Genomic DNA, 12,526 nt, shown 5'->3' with positions numbered 1-12,526 from the left:
TTGATTGTAGGAGCTTTTCAGATGCAAGATCAGGAAAACCAAGCTGTACCTAATCCGCAAGCGGACGCCGCGGCGACTGCCCCATCGACTCCCGCAGAGCCTACTTTGGAAGAGCAGCTGGCGAGTACCGAAGCGCGTCTTGCAGAGATGCACGATGCCTTCATGCGCGCCAAGGCCGATGGTGAAAATATCCGCCGCCGCGCGCAGGAAGATGTTGCTAAAGCGCATAAATTCGCAGTGGAAAGCTTTGCCGAAGCCATGGTGCCGGTGAAAGACAGCCTGGAAACGGCGCTGACGGTGGAAGCACCGACCATCGAATCGCTGAAAGAAGGCGTCGAGATGACCCTGAAGCAACTGAACGCCGCGTTCGAGCGCAACCGCCTGGTGGAAGTGTTGCCAGTGCAGGGCGAGAAGCTCGATCCGATGAAACACCAGGCTGTTGCCGTGGTGCCAGCAGAGCAGGAAGCCAATACCATCGTGTCAGTCCTGCAAAAGGGCTATATGATTGCGGACCGCCTGCTGCGTCCAGCCATTGTAACGACCGCGCAAGCAAAATAATCAGAGGGCGGCATCAAGCAAGCCTTGAAACCATGCCGCTTTGCCACATATAAGAACCATCTGAAATCTAGCAAATAAAAGGAAATAAATCATGGGTAGAATTATCGGTATCGATCTGGGAACCACGAATTCCTGCGTTTCCATCATGGAAAACGGTCAACCAAAGGTAATCGAAAACGCTGAAGGCGCACGCACGACGCCGTCGATTATTGCTTATCAAGAAGATGGCGAAATTCTCGTCGGCGCGCCAGCGAAACGCCAGGCCGTGACCAATCCGAAAAACACGCTGTACGCAGTCAAGCGTTTGATCGGTCGCAAGTTCGACGAAAAAGAAGTTCAAAAAGACATCGCGCTGATGCCGTATCAAATCATGAAAGCCGACAACGGCGATGCATGGATCGGCGTACGCGACAAAAAACTGGCGCCGCCGCAAATTTCGGCTGAAGTTCTGCGCAAGATGAAGAAAACGGCAGAAGACTACCTCGGTGAAGAAGTCACCGAAGCCGTCATCACCGTGCCTGCGTACTTCAACGATTCGCAGCGTCAAGCCACCAAGGATGCCGGCCGTATCGCTGGCCTGGACGTCAAGCGCATCATCAACGAGCCAACCGCGGCAGCGCTGGCGTTCGGCCTGGACAAGACCGAAAAAGGCGACCGTAAAATCGCCGTGTATGACTTGGGTGGCGGTACGTTCGACGTGTCGATCATCGAAATCGCAGATGTTGATGGCGAGAAACAATTTGAAGTGCTGTCGACCAACGGCGACACCTTCCTGGGCGGCGAAGACTTCGACCAGCGCGTCATCGATTACATCATCGACGAGTTCAAGAAGATCAACGGCATCGACCTGAAAAAAGATCCGATCGCCCTGCAGCGCATCAAGGCTTCGGCCGAGCGCGCGAAGATCGAATTGTCGTCGTCGCAGCAAACCGAGATCAACGAGCCGTACATCGCCATGGCGAACGGCGCACCGGTCCACTTGAACCTGAAGATGACCCGCGCCAAGCTGGAATCGCTGGTGGAAGAGCTGATCACGGCTACGATGGAGCCATGCCGCATCGCTATCAAAGATGCTGGCGTGAAAGTGTCGGACATCGATGACATCATCCTGGTCGGCGGTATGACGCGTATGCCGAAGGTGCAGGAAAAAGTGAAGGAATTCTTCGGCAAGGATCCACGCAAGGACGTGAACCCGGACGAAGCCGTCGCCGTGGGCGCAGCGATTCAAGGTTCGGTCCTGTCGGGCGAACGCAAGGACTTGCTGTTGCTGGACGTTACTCCTCTGTCCCTGGGTATCGAAACCCTGGGCGGCGTGATGACCAAGATGATCCACAAAAACACGACGATTCCGACTAAGTTCAGCCAGGTCTTCTCGACGGCCGACGACAACCAGCCTGCGGTGACCATCAAGGTCTTCCAGGGTGAGCGTGAAATCGCCGCCGGCAACAAGGGTCTGGGCGAATTCAATCTGGAAGGCATCCCGCCAGCATCGCGCGGCACGCCACAGATCGAAGTGACCTTCGACATCGACGCCAACGGCATCTTGCATGTCGGCGCGAAAGACAAGGCTACCGGCAAGGAAAACAAGATCACGATCAAGGCCAATTCCGGCTTGACCGAGGCTGAAATCCAGAAGATGGTGAAAGACGCCGAGTTGAACGCGGAAGAAGACAAGAAGGTCAAAGAATTGGCCGAGTCGCGCAACCAGGCCGATGCTCTGGTACACTCGACCCGGAAATCCTTGACCGAATACGGCGACAAGCTGGATGCGGGCGAGAAAGAGAAGATCGAAGCGGCGATCACCGACCTGGAAGCAAGCATCAAGGCGGGCGACAAGGCTGAGATCGACGCCAAGGTGGAAGCACTGTCGAGCGCATCGCAGAAACTGGGCGAAAAAATGTATGCCGACATGCAAGCGCAGCAAGCTGCCGGCGGCGCGGAAGGTGCACAGCAAGCTGCTGGCGCATCGGACGCAGGCGCCAAGCAAGACGACGTTGTTGACGCTGACTTCAAAGAAGTCAAAGACAGCAAGTAATTGTCTTGCGCTCCCATGAACTGGGGGCAGCCGGGCTGAACGCTACATCGCGGGATTAGCCGCGAAGACCGGCCGAGCCGAGTCGTTGCCCAGTGCAGCACTCGACTCGGCTTTTTCGTGTAATTTTTACATCAGTAGATAGACTGCAAGGTGCCGACAACATGGCAAAGCGTGATTTTTACGAGACACTCGGTGTCGCAAAAAATGCTTCGGAAGAAGAGATCAAAAAGTCTTACCGTAAACTGGCGATGAAATACCATCCGGACCGCAATCCGGATAGCAAGGAATCGGAAGAAAAGTTTAAGGAAGTCAAAGAAGCCTACGAGATGCTGACCAATCCGGAAAAGCGCGATGCGTATGACCGCTATGGTCACGCTGGCGTGGACCCGAACATGGGCGGCGGTGGCGGCTTCGGCGGCGGTGCTGGCGGCTTTGCCGACAGCTTCGGCGATATCTTCGGCGACATCTTTGGCGGTGGCGGTGGACGCAGCCGCAATGCGGGGCCACAGGTGTACCGTGGCGCCGACTTGCGCTACAACCTGGAAATTACACTGGAGCAAGCTGCTCACGGCTTCGACACGACCATCCGCGTGCCGAGCTGGGACAAGTGCGACACTTGCCACGGCAGCGGCGCCAAGCCGGGCACCTCGCCAACCACCTGCGGTACCTGCGGTGGCCACGGCCAGGTGCGCATGCAGCAAGGTTTCTTCAGCATCCAGCAAACCTGCCCGAAATGCCATGGCAGCGGCAAGGTCATCACCGACCCGTGCACGCCATGCGGCGGCGCCGGTCGCATCAAGCGCAACAAGACCCTGGAAGTGAAAATTCCAGTCGGTATCGACAACGGCATGCGTATCCGTTCGTCCGGCAACGGCGAACCGGGCACGAATGGCGGTCCGTCGGGCGACCTGTATGTGGAAATCCACATCAAGCCGCACGCCGTGTTCCAGCGCGAAGGCGACGACCTGCATTGCGAAATGCCGATCTCGTTCACCAAGGCGGCACTGGGCGGCGAAATCGAAGTGCCTACCCTGAACGGCAAAGTGTCGTTCACGATCCCGGAAGGCACCCAGTCGGGCAAGACCTTCCGCCTGAAAGGCAAGGGCATCAAGGGCGTGCGCTCCGGTTACGCGGGCGACCTGTTCTGCCACGTGGCCATCGAAACGCCGGTGAAACTGACGGAAAAACAGAAAGACCTGCTGCGCGACTTTGAAAAGTCGACGACCGAGGGCGGTGCCAAGCACAGTCCGCAAAGCAAGACCTGGAAAGACAAGGTCAAGGATTTTTTTGAGTAAGCACACGTAATACCATGCGCCGGGATGCTCACACATCCCGGCGTTTTTTTCACCACGACTGAAAATGTGCGCGCATCGCCGGCCTATGGGCGCGATCTGCCGCCAATTCAGTCGTATGCACACAATGGGAGCGATATGACCGAACAGAAAAATGGCCCGGCCCTGGCGGAACTGCTGCAGCGTAACCGCCGCTGGGCCGACTCGATGGTGGCGAAAGACCCGAACTTCTTCAAGAACCTGGAAGCGCAAACGTCGCCTGAATACCTGTGGATCGGCTGTTCCGACAGCCGCGTGCCCGCCAACGAACTGCTGGGCATGGCGCCTGGCGACGTGTTTGTGCACCGTAATATCGCCAATGTGGTCGTGCATTCCGACCTCAATTGCCTGTCCGTCCTGCAATTTGCCGTGGACGTGCTGAAAGTCAAACATATCATCATCGTCGGCCATTACGGCTGCAAGGGCGTGCATGCGGCCATGACGGGCACGCGTATTGGCCTGGTTGACAACTGGCTGCGCCACGTCCAGGACGTGGGCCAGAAACACGAGCGCTACCTGGGCGACGTGCTGACGAGCCGCCAGCGTGGTGACCGCCTGTGCGAACTGAACGTGGTCGAACAAGTCTTGAACGTGTGCCAGACCACCGTCGTGCAAGATGCGTGGGAACGGGGCCAGGAACTCAGCGTCCATGGCTGGGTCTATGGCTTGAAGGATGGCTTGCTGAACGACCTGGAAGTGACCGTCACGGCCGGCCACGAGCTGGCGCCGCGCATGGCGACCCGCCTGGCCCGCTACGAAGCAATAGCGTAAGCAAGCAATGCGGGCGCGGCGCTAAGGTGCCGCGCCTTCCAGGCGGCCCAAGTAGTCGGCCGCCTCCCGCACGCCCTCTTGCGCCGCCTGGCGCAGCCAGGTTCTGGCCTGGGGAATGTCCTGCGGCGTGCCCCGTCCTTCGGCCAGCGCCACGCCATAGTGGTAGCGCGCCAGCCGCGCATAGGCGGCGTCATCATTCGTATGCGCGCCGCGCCGCATCAGCGCCGTCGCCTGCGCCAGGTCCTTAGTCACGCCGATGCCCGTTTCATACAACTGGGCCAGCCAAATCATCGAGTACACATCGTTCCAGCGCCGGATGCAATCTTCAAAGATGGCGACGGCGGCCGCATGGTCGCCCGTCTTGTCGGCCGCATAGCCGTACAAACACTTGATGCGCTTGTCGCTGTGCACATAGGCTTTGTAGCTGAGATCACTTTCACCCTGGCTATCCTGGGCGTGGATGGAAGCAGGGAACAGCAAGGCGAGCAGCAGGGCGTAGGTGGGCATGGCTTTCCTGGACGATGGTTAAAGCTTGGTAGATAAGCAAGTTGCGTGCTAGCGCCATTACCGGGCAAAGCCGGTGCTGCTGTGCCATTGCGTGACAGCCTGTGTTGCAAGCTGGCGCAACGCGCCGCGCATATCCATATAGTAAATGCTTCGTTTGCAAGCAAGGCTGGCCGGCATACAGTGGACTTCCCCTGACTCTAGTCGAGTTCCCATGTCGGCCGTCCTGAAACCCGTGCAGTCCACCAGCCACTTCCGTATCGAGACTTTCGATGCGCCCTTGGGCGCGCAAGTGCTGGGGCTGGACCTGGCGCAGCCGCTGTCGCTGGGCGACTTCCAGCGCCTGCACCACGCCCATCTCGACCATCACGTGCTGGTGTTCCGCGACCAGCGCATCACGCCGCAGCAGCAAGTCGATTTCAGCCGCCGCTTCGGCCCTTTGCAAATCCACGTGCTGCGCCAGTTCCAGCTGCCCACGCAAGCGGAAGTGCTGATCATCTCGAACATCGTCGAAAACGGCCAGCCCATCGGCCTGGGCGACGCGGGCCATTTCTGGCATTCAGACTTGTCGTACAAGGAAGTGCCCAGCCTCGGCTCCATGCTGCATGCGCAAGAGTTGCCGGACGAGGGCGGCGATACCGTGTTTGCCAACATGCACCTGGCCTGGGAAAGCTTGCCGGCCGCGCTGCGCCACGCCGTGCGCGGCGCCCGTGCCGAGCACAGCTACCTTAGCCAGTATGAAGAATTGCGCCGCCGCAACCCATGGCGCCCCGCCCTGACGCAGGCGCAGATCGATGAAGTCAAACCCGTGACCCATCCCGTCGTGCGTGTGCATCCGGAAACGGGACGGCGCGCCCTGTTCGTCAGCGAACACTTCACCACGCGCATTGTCGGCTTGCCCGACGATGAAAGCCGCGCCCTGCTCGACGAACTGTTTGCCCACAGCGTGCGCCCGGAGCACCTGTATGTGCACCGCTGGCAGCCGCATGACCTGGTGTTCTGGGACAACCGTTCGCTGATGCACCTGGCGACGGGCTGTCCGCCCGACCAGCGCCGCAAGCTCTACCGAACCACCATCGAAGGCGATGCGCCGTACTGATTTTTTGACTGTTGATCTGACTCAAGGAGTGTCCATGTTGCCGATCTTTACCTTTTCCCGCCGCCTGCTCGCCACCATCGCCCTGCTGTGCATGGCCATGCCCATGGCCCGGGCCGAAGGTCAGATCCGCATTGCGGGCCAGCACGGCATCACCTTCTTGCTGCTCAATATTGCGCAGGAACAAAAGCTGATCGAAAAGCATGGCAAGCAGCAGGGCGTCGATGTGAAAGTCGAGTGGATCACCCTGTCTGGCGGCCCGGCCATCAATGACGCTTTGTTGTCGGGCAATATCGATATTGCAGGGGCTGGGCTGGGCCCGCTGTTGACCATCTGGGACCGGACGAAAGGCCGGCAGAACGTGCGCGGCGTGGCTTCGCTCGGCAATTTCCCCTACTACTTGGTCAGCAATAATCCCAAGGTGAAAACGCTGGCGGACTTGACGGACAAGGACCGCATCGCCTTGCCGGCCGTGTCAGTCTCCGTGCAGGCGCGCATCCTGCAGATGGCGGTGGCAAAGCAGTGGGGCGACAAGGAATTCGCCCGCCTGGATAAAATCACGCAAACCCTGCCGCACCCCGACGCTGCCGCCGCCATCATCGCCGGCGGTACGGAGCTGACCGGCCACTTCGGCAATTCACCGTTCCAGGAGCAGGAACTGGCGCAAAACCCGAACGCCCACATCATCCTGAACTCGTATGATGTGCAGGGCGGGCCCAGCTCGTCGACCCTGCTGTATGCGACGGAAAAGTACCGCAAGGACAATCCCAAGACTTACCGCGCCTTCATCGCCGCCCTGGCGGAAGCGGCGCAGTATGCGAGCAGCAACCCGCAAGGCGCGGCCGACATCTATATCAAGGTGAATAAAAGCAAAGTGGACCGCAATCTGCTGCTGAAAATCTTTGCCAACCCGCAAGTGCAATTCAAGATCGCGCCGCAAAACACCTATGGCCTGGCGCAATTCCTGCACCGCGTGAGCGCCATCCGCAACCTGCCCGACAGCTGGCGCGATTACTTTTTTGACGACCCCGCCATCACGCAGGGAGGCTGACATGAACGCGCCCGCTTTTCACCTGGTACGTCCTCCGGTCACCTTGCAGCCCTTGCTCAGTGTCAAGCATGTCAGCCTGGAATACCGCACCGAGCAGCGCACCGTGCGCGCCACGCATGACGTCAGTTTTGACGTGTTCCGCGGCGACCGTTTCGTGCTGCTGGGGCCATCCGGCTGCGGCAAGTCGTCACTGCTGAAAGCCGTGGCCGGCTTCATCGCGCCGCGCGCGGGCAGCATCGCCATGCAAGGCCAGCCCATCCATAAGCCGGGGCCAGACCGCGTCGTCGTGTTCCAGGAATTCGACCAGTTGCCGCCATGGAAAACGGTGCTGGAAAACGTCATGTTCCCCTTGCTGGCCAGCAGGCGGCTGGACAAGGTGGCGGCCCGCGAGCGCGCCCATCACTGGATCGTCAAGGTGGGTCTGGCCGGCTTTGAAGATGCCCATCCGCACACCTTGTCGGGCGGCATGAAGCAGCGCGTGGCCATCGCCCGCGCCCTGGCCATGCAGCCGGAAGTGCTGCTGATGGATGAGCCGTTTGCCGCCCTCGATGCCTTGACGCGGCGCAAGATGCAGGAAGAACTGAGCCGCTTGTGGGAAGAGCTGCGTTTTACGCTCGTGTTCGTCACGCATTCGATCGAGGAAGCCTTGGTCGTGGGCAACCGCATCCTGCTGCTGTCGCCCCATCCGGGCCGCGTGCGCGCCGAACTGAACAGTCACCAGTTCGGCCTGCACAGCGCCGGCAGCGCGGAATTCCAGGCTGCCAGCACCCGCATCCATGGTTTGCTGTTCGATGAGGACGTTGCTCCCGCCCAGCAAGCTGACGCGGCACGCAGGGAGGCCGTATGAGCGCGCTGCTGGAGCCGCCCATCCGCCAGGAATTCGTCTACGCGGCGCCGCCGCCGGCCGGCGTTACCGTCGAGCGGCCGCTGTCGCGCTGCCAGCGCCTGGGCCAGCATGCGTTATGGCGCAAGGCCTTGATTTTGCTCAGCCTGGCCCTGTTGTGGGAAGGCGCGGCGCGCTGGACGCAAAACGATTTATTGCTGCCCAGCTTTCTGCAGACGGCGCAGGCGTTTATCGGCGGCATCGCCAGTGGTGAATTGCTCACGCGCACAGCCGCGTCCCTCGTCGTCTTGCTGCAAGGCTATGCCGTGGGCGTGCTGGCCGCCTTCGTGCTGACCTTGCTGGCCGTGTCCAGCCGCATCGGACGCGACGTGCTGGAAACCCTGACGGCCATGCTCAATCCCTTGCCGGCCATCGCCCTGCTGCCGCTGGCCTTGTTGTGGTTCGGCCTGGGCCGCGCCAGCCTGATCTTTGTCATCGTCCATTCCGTGATGTGGCCGCTGGCCCTGAACACGTATGCGGGCTTCCAGGGCGTGCCCGAGACCCTGCGCATGGCGGGCCGCAATTATGGCTTGAACGGCTTGCGCCTGGTGCTGCACATCCTCGTGCCGGGCGCCTTGCCCTCCATCGTCTCGGGGCTGAAGATAGGCTGGGCGTTTGCCTGGCGCACCCTGATCGCGGCCGAGCTGGTGTTCGGCACCACCTCAGGGCAAGGTGGCCTGGGCTGGTACATCTTCCAGAACCGCAACGAGCTGTATACGGACAAGGTGTTCGCCGGCCTGGCGGCCGTCATCGTCATTGGCTTGCTGGTGGAAAACATCGGCTTTCGCACTTTGGAGCGCGTCACCTTGAAACGCTGGGGCATGCAACGATAGTTATTTCAGCATGCTGCGCGCCGCCGCGATGATTTGCCGCGACAGTTGCTCCATGCGCGGCGACTGCACTTTCCACGTGTGCCAGTACAGGGCCACGTCGGCCGGGGTCTTGGGCGTGAGCATTTCCACCAGCTCGCCATCCGTGTTCGCCTTCAATAACAGCTCGGGCACCATGCCGTAGCCGAGGCCATAGCGGATGGCGTTGAAGTGCGAGGTGGCGCCCGGCACGTAATGGCAGGGGTAGGCGCCTTCGGGCAGCCCCAGCGCTTCTTGCAGGAACGACGATTGCAAGGTGTCCTTGCGCGTGTAGGCGACGACGGGCGCCGTGCGCGCCGCCTTGCGCGTCAGGCCGTGCGCGAACCACTGCTGGCGAAACGCGGGCGTGGCCACCAGCCAGTAGCGCATCACGCCCAGCGGCTCGGCCGTGCAGCCGCGCATGGGTTTGGCTTCCGTGCTGATGCAGCCGATCGCCATGCCCGTTTCCAGCAAGGTATACGTGTGGTCCTGGTCTTCCACGGTCAGGTCCAGCAGCACACGCTCGCGTATCAGCACCTCGGACAGGGCGGGGAAGAACCAGGTGCCCATCGAATCCGCATTCAGCGCCAGCACCAGGGTCAGCGGGGCATCCTGCTGCACCGCCAGTTCCGCCTGCAAGTCCGCTTCCAGCAGCTTGGCGCGCTTCAGATACTGCATCAGGCGTTGGCCCATGCGCGTGGCGCGCGCGGGACGGCTGCGCACGATCAAGGCATTGCCCAGCTGGCTTTCCAGCGCCCGCACCCTTTGCGAAATGGCGGGCGACGTCAGATGCAGCCGCAGCGCCGCCTGCTCGAAGCTGCCCGTTTCGACGACGGCGCGAAACGCTTCCGTGTGCTTGGGATTGAGATCCATGGTCACTGCCTTACATAAGAAAAATTTATCAATACTAAATAATACTTACTTTTGATAAGGATGGGTGTGTTGCAGTGCACAATACCTCTTTGATGGAGTGCCACGCGCCAGCGTGCGGCCTCCTGGCAGCAAGGGAATACCACCATGGAAGCACAAGCGAACGGCAGCACCCCCCGCAAGCCCCAGTCTAAGCTGGCGCGCAATCTGAAATTCGGCCTGGGATTGACCCTGGGCTTGGGCATGGCCGCCGCCCTGGCGGGCGGCTGGTGGCTGCGCCAGGCGTGGCAGGATTTGCCCGCCGTCGAGCACCTGGCCCAGTACAAGCCCGCCCTGCCGCTGCGCATTTTCTCCAGCGAAGGCGAGCTGCTGGCCGAGTACGGTGAAGAGCGCCGTGAATTCCTGCCATTGAAAGACATCCCGCTGCGCATGCGCCAGGCCTTGCTGGCCATCGAGGATGCGCGTTTCTACGAGCATGGCGCCGTCGATTTCTATGGTCTGACGCGCGCCACGCTCGCCAACGTCGTCACGGGCCACCACGCGCAGGGCGCCAGCACCATCACCATGCAGGTGGCGCGCGACTTCTTCCTGTCGCGTGAAAAAACCGTGCAGCGCAAGCTGACGGAGATGCTGCTGGCCTACAAGCTGGAACAGCACTACGGCAAGGACAAGCTGCTGGAACTGTATATGAACCAGATTTACCTGGGCGAGCGCTCCTATGGCTTTTCCGCCGCCTCGAATATCTATTTCGACAAGCCTCTGGCCGAGGTCAGCATCGCGGAAGCGGCCATGCTGGCCGGCTTGCCGAAGGCGCCATCGGCCTACAACCCCGTCGCCAATCCGCAGCGCGCCACCGTGCGCCAGCATTACATCCTGCAGCGCATGCGCGAACTCGGTTACATCACGCCAGCCGAATACGATGCGGCGGTGGCGGAAAAACTGGCCCTGAACAAGGATCGCAACAGCTCCGTGCACGCGGCCGCGTATGCGGTCGAGGAAGCGCGTCAGCTGATCCTGCAAAGCTATCCCGAAGGCGCCTACAGCATGGGCCTGGACGTGACGACCACCATCCGCATGGCGCCGCAGCGGGCGGCCGACAAGTCGCTGCGCGACGGGCTATTGAATGCGCAGGCGCGGCGCGGCTACCGTGGCCCGGAAGCGCGCCTGGCCGCTTCCGAAGACAGCGTGGCGCGCCAGCTGGCCGCCTACCCGGACAGCGGAGAATTGCGCGCCGCCCTCGTGCGCAAGGTGGAAACCGCCGGCAAGCGCCAGGTGACGGCGCAGCTGCGCAATGGCGACGAGATCGTGCTGGCGGCATCGGATGCGCGCCTGGGTGGCAAGCTGCAGTGGGATGGCAAGCGCGCCATCGTCGAGGGCAGCGTGATCCGCGTGATGCACGACGCGGCAAAGAAGCGCTGGCTGGTGAGCCAGTTGCCCGAGATGGAAGGCGCGCTCATTTCCGTCGAGGCGCACAGCGGCGAAATCGTCGCCATGGCGGGCGGCTTCGATTTCTACCGCAACCACTACAACCACGCCATGCAAGCCTACCGCCAGCCCGGTTCCAGCTTCAAGCCTTTCGTGTATTCGGCGGCGCTGGAAAAGGGATATTTCCCCGGCACGGCCGTGGACGATACGCAGCGCCTGCTGCTGCCGCAGGAAACGGGCGCGCGGCCCTGGCGTCCGCGCAATTACGGCAACAACTATGAAGGCTTCATCAGCGTGCGGCGCGGCCTCGTGCGCTCGAAGAACCTCGTCGCCGTCAGCCTGATGCAGGCGGCCGGCCCCGGCTACGTGCAGCATTACGCCACGCGCTTCGGTTTCGAGGGCGCGCGCAATCCCGTCTCCCTGCCGCTGGCGCTGGGCGCGGGCGCCGTCACGCCGCTGCAGCTGGCGCAGTCGTATGCCGTCTTCTCCAATGGCGGCGTGCAGATGCCGCCGAAATTGATCAAGGAAGTGCGCAGCCGCAGCGGCGAAGTGCTGTTCAGCGATGCGGCGCCACGCGCCAAGGGCGAGCCGGCGCCGGGCACGCAAGTGATCTCCACGCGCAACGCCTACGTCATGGACAGCATGCTGCGCGACGTCGTCAAGAGCGGCACGGGACGCGGCGCGCTGGCGCTGGGACGCGGCGACGCGGCCGGCAAGACGGGCACGTCGAACAACGCGTATGACGCCTGGTTCGCCGGCTATTCCTCGGGCCTGGTCTCCGTCGTCTGGCTCGGCTACGACCAGCCGAAAAGCCTGGGCAACGCCACCGGGGGGACTTTGGCGCTGCCCGTCTGGCGCGACTACATGCAGGTGGCCGTGCAGGGCCGCCGCGAACAGGTGCTGGCGGAACCGTCTGGCCTGTCCCTGCTCGATGGCGATTACGTGTATGCGGAATACCTGGCCGGCGACTGCCTGAAGGATAACCATGCCTTTATCCACAGCAGCGTCAGCTGCGGCGGTGGCAGCCTGGGCGCCGATACGCGCCTGGCCAACGGCGAAGAGCGCGGCACCAGCGGCACGGGCCACGAAGCGCGCACCCTGAGCGAAGCGCGCGAACGCGAACAAATTCTCAAATCATTTTCGGAAGAGTAAGA

11 protein-coding genes are annotated in these 12,526 nt (G+C 61.6%); 9 read left to right on the top strand and 2 right to left on the bottom strand.

The window, feature by feature from the left end; all coding sequences use genetic code 11:
* Positions 1-21 precede the first annotated feature (21 nt).
* The 4 genes from grpE (at position 22) to can (ending at position 4,695) form a co-directional block, all read left to right on the top strand.
* On the top strand, positions 22-558 hold the full coding sequence (grpE, locus tag JAB1_RS21735; RefSeq protein ID WP_034788734.1) for a nucleotide exchange factor GrpE: 537 nt from the start codon (positions 22-24) through the stop codon (positions 556-558).
* A 91-nt stretch (positions 559-649) separates the two neighbouring features.
* A complete protein-coding gene (gene dnaK / locus JAB1_RS21730; RefSeq protein ID WP_034745982.1) occupies positions 650-2,593 on the top strand; it encodes a molecular chaperone DnaK in 1,944 nt (647 codons plus the stop codon).
* A 161-nt stretch (positions 2,594-2,754) separates the two neighbouring features.
* Positions 2,755-3,888, top strand: a complete 1,134-nt coding sequence (dnaJ, locus tag JAB1_RS21725) for a molecular chaperone DnaJ (protein ID WP_034745985.1) — start codon at positions 2,755-2,757, stop codon at positions 3,886-3,888.
* A 135-nt stretch (positions 3,889-4,023) separates the two neighbouring features.
* Positions 4,024-4,695, top strand: coding sequence for a carbonate dehydratase (can, locus tag JAB1_RS21720; RefSeq protein ID WP_034788731.1), 672 nt, complete (start codon positions 4,024-4,026; stop codon positions 4,693-4,695).
* Positions 4,696-4,716: 21 nt separating this feature from the next.
* Here can and JAB1_RS21715 read toward each other — a convergent pair whose 3' ends face one another.
* Complete coding sequence (locus tag JAB1_RS21715; RefSeq protein WP_083299841.1) at positions 4,717-5,202, bottom strand: SEL1-like repeat protein; 486 nt, start codon at positions 5,200-5,202, stop codon at positions 4,717-4,719.
* A 211-nt stretch (positions 5,203-5,413) separates the two neighbouring features.
* Between JAB1_RS21715 and JAB1_RS21710 the strand changes: the two genes are divergently transcribed.
* The 4 genes from JAB1_RS21710 (at position 5,414) to JAB1_RS21695 (ending at position 9,062) form a co-directional block, all read left to right on the top strand.
* Positions 5,414-6,298: a TauD/TfdA family dioxygenase gene (locus JAB1_RS21710; protein ID WP_070254678.1), complete on the top strand. Its 885-nt coding sequence runs from the start codon at positions 5,414-5,416 to the stop codon at positions 6,296-6,298.
* Between the two features lie 91 nt (positions 6,299-6,389).
* Positions 6,390-7,346, top strand: coding sequence for an ABC transporter substrate-binding protein (locus JAB1_RS21705; protein WP_231958498.1), 957 nt, complete (start codon positions 6,390-6,392; stop codon positions 7,344-7,346).
* A 1-nt stretch (position 7,347) separates the two neighbouring features.
* Positions 7,348-8,193 carry an ABC transporter ATP-binding protein gene (locus JAB1_RS21700; protein ID WP_070281705.1) on the top strand — a complete coding sequence of 282 codons (846 nt, stop codon included), beginning with the start codon at positions 7,348-7,350 and terminating at the stop codon, positions 8,191-8,193.
* Entirely contained in the window at positions 8,190-9,062 is an 873-nt protein-coding gene (locus tag JAB1_RS21695; RefSeq protein ID WP_070281704.1) for an ABC transporter permease, read from the top strand. The genes JAB1_RS21700 and JAB1_RS21695 overlap by 4 nt, the downstream gene beginning before the upstream one ends.
* Here the strand turns inward: JAB1_RS21695 and JAB1_RS21690 are convergent, their stop codons facing one another.
* Positions 9,063-9,956 carry an HTH-type transcriptional regulator ArgP gene (locus JAB1_RS21690; protein WP_208672440.1) on the bottom strand — a complete coding sequence of 298 codons (894 nt, stop codon included), beginning with the start codon at positions 9,954-9,956 and terminating at the stop codon, positions 9,063-9,065. It abuts the gene before it with no gap.
* 138 nt (positions 9,957-10,094) lie between these two features.
* Here JAB1_RS21690 and JAB1_RS21685 point away from each other — a divergent pair, with 138 nt between their 5' ends.
* Positions 10,095-12,524 (top strand): PBP1A family penicillin-binding protein, encoded by a 2,430-nt coding sequence (locus JAB1_RS21685; protein WP_070281703.1) that lies wholly within the window; start codon positions 10,095-10,097, stop codon positions 12,522-12,524.
* Positions 12,525-12,526: the final 2 nt, after the last annotated feature.

Source organism: Janthinobacterium sp. MP5059B, assembly GCF_001758645.1.
Classification (GTDB): domain Bacteria; phylum Pseudomonadota; class Gammaproteobacteria; order Burkholderiales; family Burkholderiaceae_D; genus Janthinobacterium; species Janthinobacterium lividum.
This window is presented reverse-complemented; position numbering and strand designations above follow the sequence as displayed.

What these genes read in the sequence shown, in the direction of transcription:
- JAB1_RS21715 (WP_083299841.1), bottom strand. Translation starts at nt 5,202, where the DNA reads ATGCCCACCTACGCCCTGCTGCTCGCCTTGCTGTTCCCTGCTTCCATC.
- can (WP_034788731.1), top strand. Translation starts at nt 4,024, where the DNA reads ATGACCGAACAGAAAAATGGCCCGGCCCTGGCGGAACTGCTGCAGCGT.
- dnaK (WP_034745982.1), top strand. Translation starts at nt 650, where the DNA reads ATGGGTAGAATTATCGGTATCGATCTGGGAACCACGAATTCCTGCGTT.
- JAB1_RS21695 (WP_070281704.1), top strand. Translation starts at nt 8,190, where the DNA reads ATGAGCGCGCTGCTGGAGCCGCCCATCCGCCAGGAATTCGTCTACGCG.
- JAB1_RS21710 (WP_070254678.1), top strand. Translation starts at nt 5,414, where the DNA reads ATGTCGGCCGTCCTGAAACCCGTGCAGTCCACCAGCCACTTCCGTATC.
- JAB1_RS21700 (WP_070281705.1), top strand. Translation starts at nt 7,348, where the DNA reads ATGAACGCGCCCGCTTTTCACCTGGTACGTCCTCCGGTCACCTTGCAG.
- JAB1_RS21685 (WP_070281703.1), top strand. Translation starts at nt 10,095, where the DNA reads ATGGAAGCACAAGCGAACGGCAGCACCCCCCGCAAGCCCCAGTCTAAG.
- JAB1_RS21705 (WP_231958498.1), top strand. Translation starts at nt 6,390, where the DNA reads ATGGCCATGCCCATGGCCCGGGCCGAAGGTCAGATCCGCATTGCGGGC.
- dnaJ (WP_034745985.1), top strand. Translation starts at nt 2,755, where the DNA reads ATGGCAAAGCGTGATTTTTACGAGACACTCGGTGTCGCAAAAAATGCT.
- grpE (WP_034788734.1), top strand. Translation starts at nt 22, where the DNA reads ATGCAAGATCAGGAAAACCAAGCTGTACCTAATCCGCAAGCGGACGCC.